Origin of the sequence: Pseudomonas sp. HR96 (genome assembly GCF_034059295.1) — a bacterium.
Classification (GTDB): domain Bacteria; phylum Pseudomonadota; class Gammaproteobacteria; order Pseudomonadales; family Pseudomonadaceae; genus Aquipseudomonas.
This window is the reverse complement of sequence record NZ_CP139141.1, coordinates 1,507,229-1,525,438: the sequence shown is the minus strand read 5'-3', so window position 1 is coordinate 1,525,438 and position 18,210 is coordinate 1,507,229. Positions and strand designations below refer to the sequence as shown.

18 protein-coding genes and 1 tRNA gene are annotated in these 18,210 nt (G+C 64.8%); 4 read left to right on the top strand and 15 right to left on the bottom strand.

Annotated elements, in window-relative coordinates:
* Window positions 1–8: 8 nt before the first annotated feature.
* Complete coding sequence (locus SFA35_RS07230; protein ID WP_320576678.1) at window positions 9–839, bottom strand: SDR family oxidoreductase; 831 nt, start codon at window positions 837–839, stop codon at window positions 9–11.
* Between the two features lie 99 nt (window positions 840–938).
* On the opposite strand from SFA35_RS07230, the gene SFA35_RS07225 reads away from it, so the two are divergent.
* Together SFA35_RS07225 and SFA35_RS07220 are read left to right on the top strand one after the other, a co-directional pair.
* A complete protein-coding gene (locus tag SFA35_RS07225) occupies window positions 939–1,850 on the top strand; it encodes a LysR family transcriptional regulator (RefSeq protein WP_320576676.1) in 912 nt (303 codons plus the stop codon).
* Between the two features lie 65 nt (window positions 1,851–1,915).
* Complete coding sequence (locus SFA35_RS07220; protein WP_320576675.1) at window positions 1,916–2,758, top strand: GNAT family N-acetyltransferase; 843 nt, start codon at window positions 1,916–1,918, stop codon at window positions 2,756–2,758.
* Between the two features lie 45 nt (window positions 2,759–2,803).
* Here the strand turns inward: SFA35_RS07220 and SFA35_RS07215 are convergent, their stop codons facing one another.
* The 11 genes from SFA35_RS07215 to SFA35_RS07165 all read right to left on the bottom strand — a co-directional run bounded on the left by SFA35_RS07215 (window position 2,804) and on the right by SFA35_RS07165 (window position 14,385).
* Entirely contained in the window at window positions 2,804–3,097 is a 294-nt protein-coding gene (locus tag SFA35_RS07215; RefSeq protein ID WP_320578897.1) for a helix-turn-helix domain-containing protein, read from the bottom strand.
* Window positions 3,097–3,411 carry a hypothetical protein gene (locus SFA35_RS07210; protein ID WP_320576673.1) on the bottom strand — a complete coding sequence of 105 codons (315 nt, stop codon included), beginning with the start codon at window positions 3,409–3,411 and terminating at the stop codon, window positions 3,097–3,099. The genes SFA35_RS07215 and SFA35_RS07210 overlap by 1 nt, the downstream gene beginning before the upstream one ends.
* Before the next feature lie 183 nt (window positions 3,412–3,594).
* Window positions 3,595–5,745 carry an amylo-alpha-1,6-glucosidase gene (locus tag SFA35_RS07205; protein ID WP_320576670.1) on the bottom strand — a complete coding sequence of 717 codons (2,151 nt, stop codon included), beginning with the start codon at window positions 5,743–5,745 and terminating at the stop codon, window positions 3,595–3,597.
* On the bottom strand, window positions 5,742–6,797 hold the full coding sequence (locus SFA35_RS07200) for a glycosyltransferase family 4 protein (protein WP_320576669.1): 1,056 nt from the start codon (window positions 6,795–6,797) through the stop codon (window positions 5,742–5,744). Before SFA35_RS07200 ends, SFA35_RS07205 begins: the two co-directional genes overlap by 4 nt.
* 227 nt (window positions 6,798–7,024) lie before the next feature.
* The gene (locus SFA35_RS07195; RefSeq protein ID WP_320576667.1) at window positions 7,025–8,011 is read right to left on the bottom strand and encodes an asparaginase; all 987 of its coding nucleotides are present in this window, start codon (window positions 8,009–8,011) and stop codon (window positions 7,025–7,027) included.
* Window positions 8,011–9,201 carry a hypothetical protein gene (locus SFA35_RS07190; RefSeq protein WP_414058502.1) on the bottom strand — a complete coding sequence of 397 codons (1,191 nt, stop codon included), beginning with the start codon at window positions 9,199–9,201 and terminating at the stop codon, window positions 8,011–8,013. The genes SFA35_RS07195 and SFA35_RS07190 overlap by 1 nt, the downstream gene beginning before the upstream one ends.
* Window positions 9,202–9,210: 9 nt before the next feature.
* The gene (locus SFA35_RS07185) at window positions 9,211–10,107 is read right to left on the bottom strand and encodes a nitrilase family protein (RefSeq protein WP_320576666.1); all 897 of its coding nucleotides are present in this window, start codon (window positions 10,105–10,107) and stop codon (window positions 9,211–9,213) included.
* A 184-nt stretch (window positions 10,108–10,291) separates the two neighbouring features.
* The gene (locus SFA35_RS07180) at window positions 10,292–12,217 is read right to left on the bottom strand and encodes a flavin monoamine oxidase family protein (RefSeq protein WP_320576664.1); all 1,926 of its coding nucleotides are present in this window, start codon (window positions 12,215–12,217) and stop codon (window positions 10,292–10,294) included.
* Window positions 12,218–12,350: 133 nt separating this feature from the next.
* On the bottom strand, window positions 12,351–12,680 hold the full coding sequence (locus SFA35_RS07175; protein WP_320576662.1) for a four-helix bundle copper-binding protein: 330 nt from the start codon (window positions 12,678–12,680) through the stop codon (window positions 12,351–12,353).
* Between the two features lie 56 nt (window positions 12,681–12,736).
* Window positions 12,737–13,687 (bottom strand): DUF979 domain-containing protein, encoded by a 951-nt coding sequence (locus SFA35_RS07170; RefSeq protein ID WP_320576660.1) that lies wholly within the window; start codon window positions 13,685–13,687, stop codon window positions 12,737–12,739.
* On the bottom strand, window positions 13,684–14,385 hold the full coding sequence (locus tag SFA35_RS07165; protein ID WP_320576658.1) for a DUF969 domain-containing protein: 702 nt from the start codon (window positions 14,383–14,385) through the stop codon (window positions 13,684–13,686). The genes SFA35_RS07170 and SFA35_RS07165 overlap by 4 nt, the downstream gene beginning before the upstream one ends.
* A gap of 198 nt (window positions 14,386–14,583) precedes the next feature.
* Here SFA35_RS07165 and SFA35_RS07160 point away from each other — a divergent pair, with 198 nt between their 5' ends.
* Together SFA35_RS07160 and SFA35_RS07155 are read left to right on the top strand one after the other, a co-directional pair.
* Window positions 14,584–15,519 (top strand): LysR family transcriptional regulator, encoded by a 936-nt coding sequence (locus tag SFA35_RS07160; protein ID WP_320576657.1) that lies wholly within the window; start codon window positions 14,584–14,586, stop codon window positions 15,517–15,519.
* A 641-nt stretch (window positions 15,520–16,160) separates the two neighbouring features.
* The gene (locus SFA35_RS07155) at window positions 16,161–16,748 is read left to right on the top strand and encodes a hypothetical protein (protein ID WP_320576655.1); all 588 of its coding nucleotides are present in this window, start codon (window positions 16,161–16,163) and stop codon (window positions 16,746–16,748) included.
* On the opposite strand, the gene SFA35_RS07150 is transcribed toward SFA35_RS07155, so the two are convergent.
* From SFA35_RS07150 to SFA35_RS07140, 3 genes are all read right to left on the bottom strand, one after another.
* Complete coding sequence (locus SFA35_RS07150) at window positions 16,749–17,144, bottom strand: response regulator (RefSeq protein ID WP_320576653.1); 396 nt, start codon at window positions 17,142–17,144, stop codon at window positions 16,749–16,751.
* 258 nt (window positions 17,145–17,402) lie between these two features.
* Window positions 17,403–17,479: transfer RNA gene (locus tag SFA35_RS07145), tRNA-Val, on the bottom strand.
* Window positions 17,480–17,527: 48 nt separating this feature from the next.
* Complete coding sequence (locus SFA35_RS07140) at window positions 17,528–18,199, bottom strand: UPF0149 family protein (protein ID WP_320576651.1); 672 nt, start codon at window positions 18,197–18,199, stop codon at window positions 17,528–17,530.
* Between the last annotated feature and the right edge of the window lie 11 nt (window positions 18,200–18,210).

Genomic DNA, 18,210 nt, shown 5'->3' with positions numbered 1-18,210 from the left:
CCGGGCGCCTACTCGTCCACCTCGGTACTGCGCGCCACCGCCTCCTGCCCCTCCAGAGCCGCCAGCCGCTCGGTCAGCATGCTGTGCACCCTGTCGTAGGCATCGCTACCCAACAGCAGGCGTTTGGGCGCAGGATGCCGGGCGGCGACTTCGATCATTGCCCGGGCCATCTTCTGCGGGTCGCCCTTGAGGCCGAAGGCGCCGCTGTCGACGGCCCGGCGCACTTCGCCTGCGGGCGTGTGCTCGTACGCAGGCATTGTCGGCGGGCGCACCAGCGCCGCGCCGAAATGGGTACGGGTGGGGCCCGGTTCGATCAGGGTGATGCCGATACCAAACGGCGCCACTTCCTGAGCCACCGACTCGACGAAGCCCTCGATACCCCACTTGCTCGCGTGGTAAAGGCTGAAATTCGGGTAGGCCAGCTGGCCGCCTTCCGAGGAGACCTGCAGAATCCGGCCGCCGCCCTGTTGCCGCAGATGCGGCAGGCAGGCGCGGATGACCTGGATGGAGCCGATCAGGTTGGTTTGCAGCTGCTGTTCGATCTGCTCGTCGGTGACTTCCTCGCCTGCGCCGAACAGCGCATAGCCTGCGTTGCTGACCACCACGTCGATGCGCCCGAAGTGGGCGAACGCCTCCCGCATGACTCGGCGAACGGCGCCGGGGTCGGTGACGTCCAGTTGCCCAAGCCACAGCTGCTGGCCGTAGCGGGCTTGCAGTTCGTTCAACGCGTCGGGGCGGCGCAAGGTCGCAGCCACTCGGTCGCCGCGGGCCAGCAGTTGTTCGACCAGCGCGAGGCCTATGCCCGACGAGCTGCCCGTGATCAGCCAGGTGGCGCTCATGTGATGTGTCCTCGAATGGGTGATTGAGTGTTCCACCCTAGCCCCGCCGCACTGCTGTTACTATCCAGCGAATCATGGATGCACTGGTGAAATAGACCCATGAATCAGCTGAAACCCTCTTTGGCCGAAATGCAGGCTCTGGCCCTGATCGTCGCCCATCGCAGCTTTCGCAAGGCGGCAGATGAATTGGGGCTCTCAGCCTCGACCCTCAGCCACATGATGCGCACGTTGGAAGCCAACCTTGGCGTGCGCCTGCTCAACCGCACCACTCGCAGCGTGGCGCCAACGGCTGCGGGCGAGCGCCTGGTGGCGCGCACGGCTCCCCTCCTGCGCGGCTTCGAGCTGGCGCTGGAGGAGGTCAATGAATTTCGCGACCTGCCCAGCGGCATCCTGCGCATCAACGCCAGCGAACCGGCAGCACGGGTGCTGATGGAAGCAGTGGTGCCAAGCTTTCTGGCGCGCTTCACGCATATGGCGATCGACCTGGTGACCGATGGCCGGCTGGTAGACATCGTCGCCGAAGGCTTCGACGCCGGGGTGCGCCTGGGCGAGTCGGTGCCGCAGGACATGATCGCGGTGCGCTTGACTGCAGACATGCGTTTCATGGCCCTGGCCGCCCCGGCGTACCTCGCCGCCCATGGCTCGCCGCAGACGCCGGACGATCTGCGCCAGCACCGCTGCATCGGCATTCGCATGCCCAGCGGCAAGCCTTATCGTTGGGAATTCGAGCGCCGCGGCCAGGCACTGACGTTGGATGTATCCGGCAACCTGACCCTGGACAACCCGCAGATCATGGCCGACGCCGCGGCGCGCGGGCTGGGTATCGCCTATCTCGCCGAACATATTGCGGCGCCTTACCTGCGCGAGGGTCGGCTGGTGCCGGTGCTGGCCGACTGGTGCCCGCCAGTGCCCGGGCTGTTTCTGTATTACCCGGGGCATCGTCATGTGCCGAGCGGGCTGCGGGCGTTTATCGAAGTGGTACAGCAGGGGCGCTCTGATCAGCGCGCCTAGGACATCTCACGGCCTCGGCCGGGTATGATGGCCACCCATTCACCTGTCTGCGCCGGAGCCCCCCCATGTCCGCCCCCCTGCCGCCGGCCGTCACCTGCCGCCCTATCACCGCCGCCGACATCCCGGCCGCACACACCTTGTCGGCCCGCGTGGGCTGGTCCCATCGCCTGGAGGACTGGGCGATGCTGCAACGCCTGGCCGACGGCTTCGTCTGCGAGAGTGCAGGCCAGGTGGTGGGTAGTTCGTTTGCCTGCCATCAAGGCGACTTCTCGCTGATCGGCCTGGTCATCGTCGATGACGCCTACCAGGGGCTGGGCATTGGCCGCCGGCTGATGGAATTGGCGCTGGCGACGGTGGCCCCACGCACCGCCCTCCTCAATGCAACGCCTGCCGGGGCGCCGATGTACCTGAAGATGGGCTTTCGCGAGTACGCACGCATCGAGCAATGGCAAGGAGTGGCAACACCGCTCGCAGCGGCCAATGGCACGCGCGATCTGCGCGCCGCTGATCGCTCTCGGCTGCACGCCTTGGCCTCTGCGGGCAGCGGGTTGCAGCGCGGTGCGGTGCTCGATGAGGTGCTGGCCAGCGCCTTGCAGGGCATCGCGGTCGAGCATGAGGGGCAGGTTGCCAGCTTTGCCCTGCTGCGGCCGTTCGGCCGGGGCTTGAGCATCGGCCCGGTGATTGCCCGAGACGAGCACGAGGCGTGGCAGCTGGTTTGCACGCTGTTGAGCCGCGTCGCCGGCGAGTTTGTGCGAATCGATATCGCAGCGGGCTGCGGGTTGAGTGAGCGACTGGCCGGCGCAGGGCTGAAGTGTGTCGCCAGCGCAGCGCAGATGACCCTTGGCTCGGCGCCCCAGGCGCGGGGCGGCGTTCAGCAATTTGCCCTCATCACTCAGGCGACGGGCTGAGATCGGTGGGCGCAAGACGGCTCGGACTGCACGCCGGATCGCGTTTCAACGTCGCTCCAGCGCTGCAAGAACGTGAGTTGGATCGTTGTGGATAGCCCGAAGCAGCGCGCGAGCAGGCCCCACAGGCTCACGCCGACCTTGCTCCCAGTTTTGTAGCGTGCCCACCGCGACATCAATTGCCTGCGCAAATCTGGCCTGGGACAGCCCGGTAGACTCGCGAATCGTCTTGATTTGCAACGCGTCGATATGAAACACCCTGGAAGGCTGCTCCTGACCCCGATCAATCTGGTCCATTTCAGTCATGCTACCGACCAATCGTTCGTATAAACGCTTATCCATCATTTCCACCTCTTGTTCAGCTCGCAAAGCACTTTCTTCTCGGCGGGTGAAAGATCGTCCTTGATACCTTTGCGATAGATCAAAATGAGCCTGATCTCAAAGGCCGAGCTGATGTGGTAATAAATAATCCTGACTCCACTTCGCTTCCCTCCGCCATCGCCGGCCCAGCGTACCTTCCGAAGGCCATTAGTGCCTCGGATTACGTCTCCGGCATGGGGGTTACCACACATATACAGCTGAAACTCGCCGTAGCACTCATCGCTCAGCAACTGCTTGACGTCTTCTGTAAATGTCGGCGTCTCAATGAATATCATGCCTTTTACACTATACGTCAATGGCGGAGTTCCAGACTATTCTCCCGTTCTGGGGCCTACAAGGCGTTGGTCAGTTCAATGTCGGATCTTCTGCAAGCGAATGTGTCTGCAGGCCCAGAGCAGCGTGCCGCACGCTGCCCCCGAGAGGCCGCAAGGCCGGTTTGATCTTCACCCCTGATCAACTCAAAACCGCACATCCATCTTGATCGGCGTCGGTCCCGTCTGCCTTTCGATATACGCCGTCACCCGGTCGCCGATACGCGCGAAGGTGATGTCGATGCGGTGTTGGCCAAACTCCAGTTTCTGCACCTCGAGACGATCGATCCCGATCGGCAGGCGCGGCTGGGTGATCACCACCCGGCAATCGCGGGCATCGATCTGGATGCCCAGGCAGGCCTGCAGCAGCATGAACACCGAGCCGGCGGCCCAGGCCTGGGGCAGACAGGCCACCGGGTAGGCGATGGGCGCTTCGCCCGGGGCGCGCTTGAAGCCGCAGTAGAGTTCGGGCAGGCGCATGCCGAACTCGGTGGCCGCTTCGAAGATGCTGCTCAGAATATGCACGGCACCGCTGTGCTCGCCGTAGCGAGCCACGCCGGCGGCGCACAGCGCGACGTCGTGGGGCCACACCGAACCGTTGTGGTAGCTCATGGGGTTGTAGCGAATGGCGCCGGTTTCCAGGGTGCGCAGGCCCCAGCCGCTGTCGAACGGCCGAGTCAGCAACTGGCGGGCCACGGCGCGGCCGCGCTCGGGTTTGGGCAGGCCGCTGAACAGCAGGTGGCCGGCGTTGGAGGCGCGCACGCGGCAAGGTTCGCCGTGGCCGTCGATGGCCAGGGCATAGAACTGTTGGTCCTCCATCCAGAACCGTCGCTCGACGGCGGCCTGGAGTTTTTGCGCACACTGCTGCCAGTGCTCGGCGGCCTCGTGGTTGCCGCGCCGCTGCGCCAGTTCGGCCATGCTGTGATAGGCGCGGTAGGCGTAGCCCTGGACTTCGATCAGGGCGATGGGGCCTTCGGGGCTGCGGCCATCCTGGTGAAAGATCGAGTCGTGGCTGTCTTTCCAGCCCTGGTTGGCCAGGCCCGTCTTCTCCCCCCGGGCGTAGCTGACGAAACCGTCGGGGCTGCGGCTGGCGTTGTTTTCGATCCACTGGGTGGCCAGCTCCAGCGCCGGCCACAGGCGGTCGATGAAGGCCATGTCATCGGTGCGCCGGGCGTAGGCGCCGGCGAGCAGGACAAACAACGGCGTGGTGTCGACGCCGCCGTAGTAGCGCGCGAACGGCAGCTCCTTGAGCCGGGACATTTCGCCTTGGCGGGTCTCATGCATGATCTTGCCGGGCTCGGCGTCGCTGAAGGTCGAGGTTTCCCTGGCCTGGTGTTCGGCCAGGTAGGCCAGTACACCGTAGGCCAGTGACGGGTTGAGCCACAGTGACTGGTAGGCAGTGACAACCGCATCGCGACCGAACGGGGTCGAGTACCAGGGCACCCCGGCATAGGGATAGGGGCCGCTGGGCAGTTCGGCGGTGAGCAGCGCCAGATCGGCGCGGGACTTGTCCAGCCAGGCTTGAAACAGCCGCCCGGAAGCCTTGAGCCGGGCGCCGCGCTGCTGCTTGTGGCGCATCAGGCGCCGCGCCTGGGCAGCGGCGTAGCGATAACGCTCGCGGCTGGGGGCGATGACGCTGGCGCCGACCTCGATGTACAGCGCGTTGCAGCCGTGGGCACCCACCGGCATGCGCAAGCTGGCGCTGCGGCCGTCGAGGTGGTCCAGGGCGCTGGAGAAACTGATGGCCATGCAGCGCTCCTCGTCATCCAGGCCGCGGTAGCCGAGGGTCACGCTGCGCTCGCCGACCTGCGGCTCGCCCAGGGTGCCGCGCTGGGCACGGCGCGAGCCGCGCACTTCGAACATGTCGAGGAAGTCGCCAGCGAACTGCAGGTCGATGGCTATGCTGTCGGGATGGTCGCTGTAGTTGGTCAGGGTGATGCACTCGAACATGCGCTCGGCCCAGAGAAAGCGCTTGCGCTCGATGTGCAGCACCCCTTGCGGAGTGCTCTCCTCGCCCAGCGCCGGCAGCGGATGGTTGGTCAGGTGGGAAATGAAATAGACGTTGTCCTGGCTCACCGTAGCCGACAGCAGCGACGGACGCTGGCCCTCGACCCGCAGCCGGTACTCGGACAGGATGCGCGTGTCCTGATGAAACAGGCCCACCGCGCCGCCGTCCAGGTCGCCCATGGCATTGACCACCAGGAAGGAATTGGCGTTGACCAGCACGAACAGGTTGGCGGTGCTGGCTTCCTTCTGATCGGTGACGGGCGCTGCTTCACTGCTCGCCGACGTGCTCATGCGATTTCCCTCAGGTTGTCCAACGGGCCCGCCGCCAGTTGCTGGTACAGGTGCACATAGTGGCCAGCCATCACCGGAGCGGAGAAGCGCAGCTCGAAGACCTGCCGGATCCGCGCGCGATCCAGCTCCAGTACGGCGCGAGTGGCCTGGATGGCCTGGCGTTCGCCGTCGACGATAAAGCCGGTGACGCCATGGTCGACCACTTCCGGCACCGAGCCGCAACGCCAGGCGATCACCGGCGTGCCGCAGGCCATGGCTTCGATCATCACCAGGCCGAACGGCTCCGGCCAGTCGATGGGAAACAGCAGCGCGCGGGCGTTGCCGAGAAAGGCGGACTTTTCATGGTCGCCGATCTCGCCAATGAACTCGATCAGCGGATGGGCCAGCAGCGGACGGATTTCACGCTCGAAGTATTCGCTGTCGGCGGCGTCCACCTTGGCCGCAATCTTCAGCGGCAGGCCGGCGGCAATGGCGATGGCGATGGCGCGGTCGGGGCGTTTTTCCGGGGAGATGCGCCCGAGAAATGCCAGGTAGTCACCCGGTTTCGGGTTGAAGGCATAGGCGCTGGCAGACAGGCCGTGATGAATGGTCGACAGCCAGCGCGCGAAGGGCAATGGCTCGCGCTGATGCTGGGAGATCGACACCAGTTCGAAACGGTTCCATCGTAGATAGGCGCCGGCCAGGTCTTTCATGTCGAGCCGGCCATGCAGGGTGGTCAGGGTCTTGTGAGCGATGTCGGCGAAAAAGGGAAAGTGCAGCAGGTCGACGTGAAAATGCAGCACATCGAATTCGTCGGCGCGCCGGCGCAGCTCGTAGAGCATGGTCAGGTGGCTGGCCATGTCCGATTTCAACGGGGTCTGGTCCAGGCGCAGCGGCTGGTCGCGGCTGGCTACCAGGGTCGCATTGGTACAGGACCCCCCGGCGGCAAACAGGGTGACCTCGTGACCCAGGTCGACCAGGGCATCGGTCAAGTGGGCCACAACACGTTCAGTGCCGCCATACAGCGCCGGCGGCACCGACTCGTAAAGGGGTGCAATCTGGGCAATCTTCATCGTCGCGCTCCATCGGATAATGGGCAGCGTCAGCACTGCAGGGGCGGCCGATAAGACGCGTCGAGGGGTCGCTCAGGTGTGTATCTGGGGACGCTGGTATTTAGTGGAGTGGTTGTCGAGGTCGCAGTTCCATGCCGAGGGTCGGCACTGGCCTCCCAGGAAGGTGGGAGGGGCATGGCCCCGAGCTTTTGCGGCCTCCCCTCCCTTCAGGCCATCGATGCCGTCGATCAGATAGCCGCCAGCCAGTCTCCCAGCCGGCCCCGCACATCGCCACCGCTGCCAGCCAGCACCCACATCAGCAGCCGACATTTGCGCGGGCACAACTCGCCGGCCATCAGCGCGCCGCGCCGTTGCAGGTCGATTTCGCTGCCCACATAGCCATAGGTCTGCCGTGCGGTGCTGCCCTGCCCCGTGCGGCTGGCGATGATCACCGGCATGGCCGCGGCAATGCCTGTGAGCACCTCGGCCCACTCGGCCGAGACATGCCCGGCGCCCGAACCTGCCACCACCAGCCCGGCGTAGCCCAGCGCGGGCAGTTGCTCGAGCAGCAAGGTATCGGCCGCCAGGGTGGCTTCCAGCAGGGCGACTTGATGGTCGCTGCGGGTCGGGCGCGGCAATGGCTGGCGCGGCGTTGCGCCGTGGCGATAGCGCACCTGGCCTTCCACCAGGCTGCCAAGCGGCCCGTGGCCGGGCGAGGTGAAAGCGTCCAACGCCAGAGTGTGGGTCTTGCGCACGTGGCGAGCGGCGTGAACGCTGTCGTTCATCACCACCAGCACGCCGCGCCCGGCGCTGCCCGGCGCCAGCGCCACCGTGGCGGCGGCCAGCAGGTTGGCCGGGCCGTCGGCGCTGACCTGGGCGGCGCCACGCATCGCCGCAGTGAACACCAGCGGCTGCGGGTGCGGCCACAGCAGGTCGAGCAGAAAGGCGCTTTCTTCGAGGGTGTCGGTGCCCTGGGTGACGATCACGCCAGCGGCGCCGGCGGCAATCTGCGCGTTGGCCCAATCGAACACTTCGAGCAGCTGCACGAAGGTCAGCGAGGCGCTGGGAACCAGCCGCAGGGTCTGCGCCTGCACTCGCGCCATGGCGCCCAGCTGCGGCAGCGCTGCCAGCATGGCCTGGGCATCGACGCTCGGCTGGATGCCGGGGGCACCGTCACGGGCGGTCATGCTAAGGGTGCCGCCCAGCGCGGCGATGGCAAGCAGGGGTAAAGGCATCAGGAACTCCAGTGCAGCACGAGGCCGATCAGCGGCAGGATCAACAGCGTGCCCAGCGCCATGCTGATCACGTTGGCGATGAAGCCATGCAACCAACCCGGCAGAAAACCGCCCAGCCACTTGGCCAGCGGCGGCGCGATCAAGGCGCCCAGCGTAGCGCCGATCAGCACCACCGGCCAAGTGCCGCCATGCACCAGCACCGCCGCCGGCGCCACCGAGACCAGCGGAATGTAGGTCGGGTACCAGCCGTGGCGAATCCATTGACGCCGCCACACCAGCACGCCCACCGCCGAGGCCAGCGCCTGCGCGGCCAGTATCGGCAGCAGTAGCCCGGAACCGTATACGGTGGCGTCCGGGCTCAGGGCATACGCCAGCAGGATTCCGCCCAGCAGGCCGAGGCTGGCCAGTTCATTGCCGAAGAACGGCGCCTCGGAGAAGTCCGCCAGCACCCGCCGCGCCATCCAGCCCAGGCCGTGGCTCTGCTCCACTGGACGAGCCGGCGGTACAGGCCCCGCAGGCTCGCCGGTCGCCTGCAGCCAGGCGGCCAACGGTCGGCAGAGCCACAGCCCGAGGCAGCTGCCCAATGCCATGCCGCTGACGGCACCGACCACATTGGGCAAGCCCAGCGGCGCCGTGACATGGTTGATCAGCAGCAGGCTGGCCGGCGCCACCAGCAAGGCGCCGAGCAGCGCGCCGGCGATCGCCACCTTCCAGCCCCGGCCATAGAGCAGCACCGTGGCCGCTGGCAGCGAAACAAAGGGCACGAAGGTGGCCTGCCAACTCTGCTCGCTGACCGCCCACCCCCACAGCAGGTTGCTCAGCAGCAGCCCCAGCAGCGCACTGGCCAGCATCCACGGCCACAAGCCGCTGCCATAGGCAATCGCAAAGCCCTGCCAGGCCCAGCCGTTGCGGTTGGCCCACCAGGCCAGCCCGGCCCCGGCCAGCAGGCCGAGGCCCGCCAGCTCGTGCTTGTAGAACGCATACTCGCTGAGATCGCCCAGCACCCAGCGCAGCCAGGCGATCGGCTGGTCAAGGTTGCCGGCGGTGTCGGCGTAGCTGGGCCAGCGCATGTCCAGGTACAGCCCGTGGGAAAGAATCAGCCCGGTGCAGAAACTCAGCACGGCTACGGCCAGTACCACCACGCCCAGCAGCCGGGGTGTGAGCGCCGGCTTGAGTGCAGGATTGTCCACGGGGCCTCCTCAGCGCGGCAGCGCAGGATGCAGGCGGTAGCCGAGCATGCTGTCGTAGAGGTCGGCGCGGCGGTCGCGCGGCAGGTCGTTGAGGCTGTTCCAGATTGGCGCACTGCGCGCGGCCACCAAGTCGACATCGGCATAGAGGATGGCTTCGTGCTCGGCCGAGGCCACTTCGGTGAGCGGCCAGCCGCTGGTGCCGGCGATCAGCGAGCAGCCAAGGAAACGTTCGCCGCGGTCGATGCCGGTGCGGTTGGCCGCAGCGATAAAGACGTTATTGACGTGGGCGGCGGTGATGGTCAGGTACGAGGCCATGCATTTGCCGGTAGCGTCGAACAGCGGCGGCGGCGTCCACACCCAGTTGTTCAGGCTGCAGATGATGTCTGCGCCTTGCTGGGCGAGGATGCGCGGCACCTCGGGGAACCAGATGTCCCAGCAGATCAGCAGGCCGATCCGGCCGATGGGCGTGTCGAACACCGGAAAACCCAGGTCGCCAGGGGTAAACCAGAGTTTCTCCTGGTTCCACAGGTGCGCCTTGCGGTACTTGCCAAGGTAACCATGGGGGCCGACCAGCACCGCGCTGTCATAGAGGTGCATGCCATCGCGCTCGGCCACCCCGGCCGCCAGGTAGATGCCATGCTCATGGGCAAAATCCAGGAGCATCTGGCAAGACAGGCCGGTGGGGATGCTCTCGCAGTGGGCGAACGCTTCGGCGCGATTGGCGAAGGCATAGCCTGTGGTTACCAGCTCCGGCAGTACAATGAGGTTGGCGCCGTTTTCCACGGCCTGACGCGCCAGCTGCAAGGCATGGCGCAGGTTGCTTTCACAGTGCTCGACACCGACCTGCGGGTCGCACTGCACGACGGCGACTCGCACGGGGCTGACGGCATGGGTTGAACTGGGCATGACAGGATTCCTTGTTGTTATCACCCGAATGAGGTGTTAACAGATGAAAACCCATCCATATGATTTTATTAAAGAGGACGATTCCGAAGTTTGGGTCGGAAATTTCCTACAGTTGAAAGCCTCGATTGCCAGCGAACCACCCCCGCGGCGGTGGATGCTGGCTCGCTGGCTTGCTGACAGAGGATCAACTGCGCAGGTAACTCGGGTAATCGCTCAGGCTGAAACCGCCATTGAAGACAGCGCCAGTCTGCGCGCAGAGATGGATCACCGCGTCCACTGCCCCCCGCAGGGCCGGTTCAGTCCAGCCGGCATCGACGCAATAGCCTTCGCCGGCGAAATACAGGTTGGATTGAGCACTGTAGTCACGGTTGTAGGCCATCAAACCGACAGCGTCATCGTAGGTTCCGGCGCGGTAGAGTTTGGCGCAGCCGAGGGCGTTGGCATCGGTCACCCAGCGCTGCACCCGCGCGCCGGACAGGTCGACATAAGGCGAAAGCGCCGTGCCAACATTGCTGCAACGTAGCAGAATCCGATCAAGCTCGCCGAGGCAATGACGCGCCAGCTCTGCATCGTCGAATGCGGCCAGCTTGGTGGCGTCGTCTTCCCAGGTGTAGCTCAACAGTATGCAATCGTAGGCGTAGTGAGCGTTGTAGCGGTAGGCGTAAACGTCATGCACGAAGCTGTCGGTTATCAGTATCTGCGGGATACCCGGATTGTTGCGCAGGAAACTCTCCTTGAGCGGCGCGTAGACCTTGCAACTGGTCTCCCAATGCGCGTTCTTGTAGGCGTTGACGATGCGCAAAGGCAGACTGTTGGAGTCGAAGCCACTCAGTTGCAGGCGGGTTTCGATGATCCATGACGGCAGGGTCATGATCACCGCATCGAATTGCGCGCTGCGCGGCTGGGCATTGGCACCCTGGCTGGCGTAGGCCGTGTAGTCGACCCGGATCTGCCCGGTCGCCAGCCGGGTCAACCCGGTCACCCGGGCGTCGGTGTGCAGGCCTTGGTCACGCGCGTGGCAGTGATCGTAGAACGAGCGCGGTAGCCCCTCCCCCGGCAGGAACATAAGGCATTGATCCAATGCCACCAGGCCGATGTAGCCAGGCCTTTGGAACTTGCTGCCGTCCACATCGTACACCGGGGCGTTTAGGTAAGGCGCCTGGCGCGGTTGGCCGTTTTCGTCGACACGACCGTGCACCAGTTGCAGGTGGCTGCTGAAGCCGAATATAGCGGTGCGCAAAGGGTAAAGGCTGCACACGTCATAAAACGCACCCCAACTGCCATCGCCAATGCCGATGGCGTAGAAGATCGCCGACTCTTCCCGGCTCATGCCCAGCCCGCCAAAATCGCCTGGTGCATCGGCGCGCCACTGCCCGATGGCAGGCAGCATGACCAGCTCACGAAATGACAGATTCTGGTAACGGTGCACAATCGCCGCCCAGAAAGCCGGCCATTGCGGGCCCCCGTACACCGCCGCCACCTGGTCGACCATGCGTCTGGCGAAGGCCTGCCATTTGTCATGAACTGCCGCCAACTGTGGAGTGGGCGGGGGCACATCACCGCTAGCATTGTCCCAGATCAACAGAGCGGGCTCGCCTTGGCCCAGCAGTTGGCCTTCGTGCAGATAGATGCCGGTGGAGGCCACGACAGGCGTACCGGGGTTGGGGAAATCGGACAGCTGCAAGTCGAACAGATGGGCGTAATAAGCCATCAACGAGCGGCCTTCCTTGGGGTCCTGGCCCGTTCTGTTGAACAGGGGCATGCGCATCGCGCCCATTTCAAAGGGGGTGGACGGCGGCGCAGCCGGGTTGGCCTGGGTGTCGACGGTCAGATGACGACCGCCGATACGCCGCGACTGTTCAATCAGGGTGACGTCGGTGAAGCCGCAGCGCAGCAATTCGCGCGCAGTGGTCAGCCCGGCAACTCCTGCCCCGATGACAGCGATCCGGTGCGCCGTGGCCGTGGCTGTAGCGATGCCACCGGGCTGTTCGAGCAAGCGACGATAGTCGAAACACAGGTCGGGAGGATTGGGAAAGGGAGCCGCCCAGGGTGTGCCGGGGCTGGCGGCAATGCCGGCCGCCGGATAATTGTAGCTGGTGCCTATGGTCATGACTGAATCTCCTTGTGCCTGGCAAGCTGGCCAGTGCCTGTTTCTAGGCGCAAGGAGCGGGTATTGGCAGAGGGAAGCGGTGGGCAGGCAACTTGTGAAACGCCGCCCTGGAGGGCGCGTTGTCTGCCCTCGGTTACGCCGCCATGTTCTCGCACGCCTCGGCACACAACAGGCAGGTCTTGGCACAGGCCTGGCAGTGGTCTGCGGGATGCTGTTCGCACTCCTTGGCACAGGCGCGGCAGACTTCGGCGCACAGCTGGCAGTAGCGCTGGGCATTGGCCGAGTTGCGCGCCATGAGTTTGGCAGCGGTGGCGCAGATGTCGGCGCAGTCCAGGTCGAGGGCGATGCAACCTGCCATCATCTGCACATCGGGTTCCTTGAGGCAGGCGGCGGCGCAGGCCTGGCAGGTGACGACGCAGTCCAGGCAATCCTTGATGCAGGCGCTGAGGCGGGAGTCGAGCATGGGAGAAGATCCTCTCGTGGTGGGTTTCTGTTAGGAAGCCTTGCCAGCGAGGGAGTTCACATCAACAGGTACAGCAACCCGACGTTCACCAGCAGCATGACCAGCGCGGTCGGCACCTGGGCCTTGATCACCGCGTACTTGTCGGGCAACTCCAGCAGCGCGGCGGGGATCATGTTGTAGTTGGCCGCCATGGGCGTGAGCAAGGTGCCGCAATAGCCGGAGAACATGCCGATGGCGGCCATGACGGCCGGGTTGGCGTGATACACGCCGACCAGCACGGGCACGCCGATGCCGCCGGTCATCACCGGAAACGCGGCGAAGCCGTTGCCCATGACCACGGTGAACAGCGCCATGCCAAACACATAGACCATCACCGCCACCAGCCGGTAGTCGAGGTTGATGTAGGCGGTGGCCAGGTGCGCCACCGCCTTGCCGACGCCTGCGTCGGTGAACACCAGGCCCAGCATGGCCAGCATCTGCGGCAGCACCAGCGCCCAGCCGAGGGTTTCGGTCAGGCGGCGCGACTCGCCCATGGCTTGCAGCGGGGTGTCGCGGGTCAGCCAGCAGGCCAGCCCCAGTGCCAGCACGCTGGCCAGGCCGAGGGCGACGAAGGTGCTGTTGGCCGGGTCGAGGAGCCAGGCGTCGCCGATCTTGAAGTTCTTCAAGGCCAGGGCGCAGAACACTGTGATCAAGGGAATGGCCAGCGCCGGCACGAACAGTTTGTTGCCCAGGCGTGTCGCGCTGGCCTGGCGGCGCTGCGGCGACAATTCGCGATGGCGACCCAGGCCCACCCCGCCACACCCGGCGATGAGCGCCATGACCAGCACGCCGACGCCCACCCACACCGGTGGCAGGCGCTCGCCGCACAGGAACGCCAGGCTGAACAGGCCCCAGAACAGGCCACTGGACCAGCGCCTGGGATGCTCGCGGTCGCACAGGATCATCAGCGTGGTGATCGCCAGCACCACGCCGGCCAGCCAGTACAGGTATTGAATGGACAGGATCATGGCCGGTCGCCCTCGCCCAGGTGGCGTTGCAGGTAATAGTCGAAGCGGTACACCCTAAAGCCGTGCACGATGAACGCGGCGATGGCCGTGGGGATACCCCAGACCGCGATGTGCAAGGGTTCGACATCGATGCCTGCGCCGAGCAGGAAGGTGTGCATCAAGGCGATGGCGCCGAAGGCGACGAAAATGTCCTCGCCGAAGAACAGCCCGACATTGTCGGTCGCCGCGCACATCGCCAGCAGGCGCTGGCGCACCGCTGCAGGCAATGCGCCGTAGCGGCTGATGGCCGCCCCTTCGGCCATCGGCGCCAGCAACGGGCGGACCATCTGCGGATGCCCGCCCAGGCTGGTCAGGCCGAGCGCCGCCGCTGTTTCACGAACGAACAGGTAGCCGAGCAGCAGACGCCCGACCGTGGCGTTGCGAAACCGCGCGATCCACTGCTGGGCATGCAGGCGCAGGCCATGGCGCTCCAGCAGGCCGATCACGGCCAGGGGCAGCAGGATGATCAGCGGCAAGGTGCGGGTCTTGATGAAACCACCACCGATGGTGGCCAGGATGCTCTCCAATGGCATGCTCGCCGCCACTCCGGTGATCAGCGCCGCCAGGGCGACCACCAGCACCGGGTTGAAGCGCAACACGAAGCCCAGCACGATGGCGGCCACGCCGAGCAAGGGCCAGAGGTTTACCGGAATGGGCATGACAGGGTCCTCTCGACGGTGGCAGGGAAGCGCTGCGGCGCCATTGTTTGTAGGGGGATTGTTTAGAGGCGATAGGGCCTGCGTCCAACGAGAAAAATCGTCCGGGCGCGATCAATTTTTCTTGCAGTCGGCTGGCATACAACCTGCAGCCCAGAGGCCCACTGCCGGCGCTTCAAGCTGGCTTGCACAGGCCCGGGCATGAACATCAAATTTCTCGAAACCTTCGTCTGGATCGCTCGCCTGAAGAGCTTTCGGCTGACAGCAGAAAAGCTCTTCACCACCCAGGCGTCCGTGTCCAGCCGGGTCGCGGCGCTGGAGCAGGAGCTGGGCGCGCGGCTGTTCGTGCGCGATTCCAAGGGCGTGGAACTGACCGGCGAAGGGCGCCGAGTACTGGAATACGCCGAGCACATGATGGACACGCTGCATCACCTCAAGGCCGCGATCAAGGACCCACACCAGGCCCGAGGGCGCCTGCGCATTGGCGCGATGGACACGGTGATACACACCTGGCTGAGTCCACTGGTAACACGCCTGACCCAGTGCTACCCGGAGGTGGAGATCGAAATCACCGCCGACACGGCGCGCAATCTGTGCGAACAACTGGAAAAAGGCTATCAGGACATCGTCCTGCAGACCGACATGATGCGCCTGGACAGCGTGCGCAACCGCCTGCTCGACCGCTATCCGGTGCATTGGCTGGTGGCGAGCGGCTCGGCGCTCGACCGCCCCTACAGCAGCCTCGCCCAGCTGTCCGGGGAACGCATCGTGACCTTTTCACGCAACTCGCGCCCGCATCAGGACCTGCTCAACCTGCTGCACCTGTCCGAAGCGTTGGCGCCGCGCATCAACTGCGTGAACTCGGCTTCGGCCATCACCCGGCTGGTGCGTGACGGCTTCGCCATCGGCGCGCTGCCGCCGACCCTGGTGCGCAGCGAACTGGCCAGCGGCGTGCTCAAGGCGGTCGAACATGTGCCGCTGCCGCCGCCAATGGACATCGTGGCCAGCTGGCGGACCGGCTCGGGCATGGCATTGATCGAGGAGGTGGTGGACATCGCCCAGGAGGTGGCGCTGCAGTATTCCGGGCATGCACCGATGGATGGCGTCACGCGCGAGATCGCGTCCCTGGTGGGGTGAAAGGTAGGCTTGCTCGCCATGCAGGAGCGGGCAGCTCCGCGGGAGGTGCCGCCTCGCCTACGACGCCGCGCTGTCGCGCAGCAAACTGGGCCGGTGTAGGAGCCGGCGCAGCTGGCGAGGGCATCACCTCGGTGGCCGATTGAATCATCTGACGGTATCGCGGCTCATGGCCAATCGAACCTTGCGTCCGGGGTCGCTTCGCTCGCCAGCTGCGCCGGCTCCTACATCACTTCGAACGTGCCGTTCCAGCGGCATTGCCTATGACCGCCTTGGTGCATGGCGGACTGTTGTCGAACATCAATAGCTGTCCACTGTTAGGAACGGGCAAAGCCCGCGCGGTTTTCCGCAGGCAACAAAAAACCCGCCGAAGCGGGTTCTTTGTGTGCCATCCAACGTCCTGTCGGCAGCGTCCATGCAATGGCCAGTCGTCCCTGACCCTGAAGCGATCCGTTGCTTCAGTTGATGGGGTTAGATTACTGCTGGGGTGGGAATGGCAATAGAGGAGATTGCAGGCACGGCGTGTAAGACATTCGCTATAGTTGAAAAAAATTGGAGTCGTACTCCCCCTGTCTCGCAACGGCCATCACGCGCATTCAACGAGACCCATGTAGAATCCCCGGCAATTGTTTCCGGAGATTGCCATGTCGCGTATTCGCCTTGTTCAACTGTTACTGAGTGTAGCCATCGGCCTGTCCGCGCCCCTGGCGCACAGCCAGACCAAGCACCACCCCAAGGCCGCCAGTCATGTCGAAACCGGCCCCAAGGTCTCGACCCTGGGTGGCAAATTCTCCTTCACCCTGCCCACTGGCTACACCGCCGAAGCCATGACCCCGGGCGACGCGAAAAGCGGCACGGCAGGCTCCACCGGCACCATGTACGCCAGCGAGAAAAGCAAACGGGTGGTGATGGCGACTCAGGTGCCTACCCCTGCCGGGGTGAGCGCCGGCGATAACGATCCGGCGTTCCTGCAACAGGCCACGGCCGACTTCGTCGCCGACCAGAGCAAGGCTGCCCCCGACTTCAAGAAAACCGCCGAGAGCACCCTGGTGCTCAAGAAGCTGGGCGTGACCCGAGTCGACAGCACCGCCACTCTGGGCGGTGGCCCGACCTTGAGTACGACCTTCATCGCCGGCTCCGGCCAGACCCTGTCGCTGGTGCAGATCATCTCCCGGGCCGATGACCGCGGCGGCCATGACGCCATGGTCAAGCGCGTGCTGGCAGGGCGCTGATCAGAGCTGGCGCTTCTTGCTCGCCGTGGTCACTGCGGCCACCAGGGTGTCGAGCCGCCAGGGCTTGCGCAGCATCACCGCCGAACGTGGCGCCGGAGTCTGCGAGTTGGAGTAGCCGGAGACGATGACGATCGAAATGTGCGGCCATACGGCCTCCACCACATGGGCGAAGTCGATCCCGTCCAGGGCGCCCGGCATGCGCACATCCACCAGCACTACGTCACACTCGTGACTGTGCTGGGCCAGGTACTTGAGCCCCTCTTCGGCATTTGGCACCTGGCTGACGATGAAGCCTTCCTCGGAAAGGATGTCGTCGGTCAGGACCCGCAGCACTTCTTCGTCTTCCACCACCAGAATACGAGCACCAGCGATAGGTGTTATGGCGTGTTCAATCATGCGTCACAGTCAGTCCAATGTTGACGTCAAAAGAGACCGTACCGAAGGTCGGGTCTGGCTGAACTGGTTTAGAGGGGGTACCCGCATTTAAATTCCCTGACGTGATGGCTTTTGTGAAGCATGCAGCAAATCTACCGAAAGGCTCTGGCCCGGGCATTATCAGGAAATGGTGACACAGTGGTGACAAATCGCCTGCACAAAAAAGGGCGACCCTTTCGGATCGCCCTTCTTTCACCGCCCAGCAGAGCGGATTTTGTTTGGTAGGCGCGATTGGACTCGAACCAACGACCCCCACCATGTCAAGGTGGTGCTCTAACCAACTGAGCTACGTGCCTGCTGTGGCGCGGCATTCTACGCAGTTGGCAGCGCCTGTCAACAGCGAATCAATGCAGGCAGCATTGCTTGAACTTGCGCCCGCTGCCGCACGGGCAAGGGTCGTTGCGCCCGACCTTGGGTTCGGCGCGATGGGGCAGGAATTCGGCGCGCCGGCCCAGCCAGTACTGCTGCAGATGGACGGCGGCCACCGGGATCAGCGCGACGGTCTCCATGGGGTCGATGGCCAGTGGGCCGTCTTCATCGAGCAGGCTCTCTTCCTCGGTGTGCATGATGATCGCCGAGAGGTATTGCTGCTCCTGCTCGGGCAGGTCCGGCCAGCCGTTGCCGGTGCTCATGCCGCGCATGTAGCCAAAGCACCAGTCTTCGACGATCAGCGCCATCTCGCCATCCACCTCGGCTTCGTTGAACAGCGGCTCGAAGTCCTCGGGCTGTTCCATGAGCAGGGTGGCGACGTGGTTCATGTGCTGGATCAACAAGGTGAAGAACCGCTCGAACTCACGCTCGTCCTTCCATTGCGGGAGAAATTCCGGGGCGCCCCAGAGCATCGAGTACCAGTCGTCGAAACCGACAGCTTCGGGGCCTGAGACCACGGCGGTGAAGAAGCCGTCCAGTTCGGAGACGTTGTACACCGAGGCCTCGGAACGGTATTTCTCGAGCACGTCCTCGAGGTAGTTCAGATCGTCTTCGCCAAGGGGTTCGTTGCTCAGGGGGATAGCCATGTAGAGTCCGG

Coding starts and splice junctions, on each gene's coding strand:
- SFA35_RS07205 (WP_320576670.1), bottom strand. CDS start 5,745: ATGAGCACGTCGGCGAGCAGTGAAGCAGCGCCCGTCACCGATCAGAAG.
- SFA35_RS07180 (WP_320576664.1), bottom strand. CDS start 12,217: ATGACCATAGGCACCAGCTACAATTATCCGGCGGCCGGCATTGCCGCC.
- SFA35_RS07230 (WP_320576678.1), bottom strand. CDS start 839: ATGAGCGCCACCTGGCTGATCACGGGCAGCTCGTCGGGCATAGGCCTC.
- SFA35_RS07155 (WP_320576655.1), top strand. CDS start 16,161: ATGTCGCGTATTCGCCTTGTTCAACTGTTACTGAGTGTAGCCATCGGC.
- SFA35_RS07150 (WP_320576653.1), bottom strand. CDS start 17,144: ATGATTGAACACGCCATAACACCTATCGCTGGTGCTCGTATTCTGGTG.
- SFA35_RS07220 (WP_320576675.1), top strand. CDS start 1,916: ATGTCCGCCCCCCTGCCGCCGGCCGTCACCTGCCGCCCTATCACCGCC.
- SFA35_RS07185 (WP_320576666.1), bottom strand. CDS start 10,107: ATGCCCAGTTCAACCCATGCCGTCAGCCCCGTGCGAGTCGCCGTCGTG.
- SFA35_RS07210 (WP_320576673.1), bottom strand. CDS start 3,411: ATGATATTCATTGAGACGCCGACATTTACAGAAGACGTCAAGCAGTTG.
- SFA35_RS07165 (WP_320576658.1), bottom strand. CDS start 14,385: ATGCCCATTCCGGTAAACCTCTGGCCCTTGCTCGGCGTGGCCGCCATC.
- SFA35_RS07215 (WP_320578897.1), bottom strand. CDS start 3,097: ATGGATAAGCGTTTATACGAACGATTGGTCGGTAGCATGACTGAAATG.
- SFA35_RS07175 (WP_320576662.1), bottom strand. CDS start 12,680: ATGCTCGACTCCCGCCTCAGCGCCTGCATCAAGGATTGCCTGGACTGC.
- SFA35_RS07170 (WP_320576660.1), bottom strand. CDS start 13,687: ATGATCCTGTCCATTCAATACCTGTACTGGCTGGCCGGCGTGGTGCTG.
- SFA35_RS07200 (WP_320576669.1), bottom strand. CDS start 6,797: ATGAAGATTGCCCAGATTGCACCCCTTTACGAGTCGGTGCCGCCGGCG.
- SFA35_RS07140 (WP_320576651.1), bottom strand. CDS start 18,199: ATGGCTATCCCCCTGAGCAACGAACCCCTTGGCGAAGACGATCTGAAC.
- SFA35_RS07160 (WP_320576657.1), top strand. CDS start 14,584: ATGAACATCAAATTTCTCGAAACCTTCGTCTGGATCGCTCGCCTGAAG.
- SFA35_RS07195 (WP_320576667.1), bottom strand. CDS start 8,011: ATGCCTTTACCCCTGCTTGCCATCGCCGCGCTGGGCGGCACCCTTAGC.
- SFA35_RS07225 (WP_320576676.1), top strand. CDS start 939: ATGAATCAGCTGAAACCCTCTTTGGCCGAAATGCAGGCTCTGGCCCTG.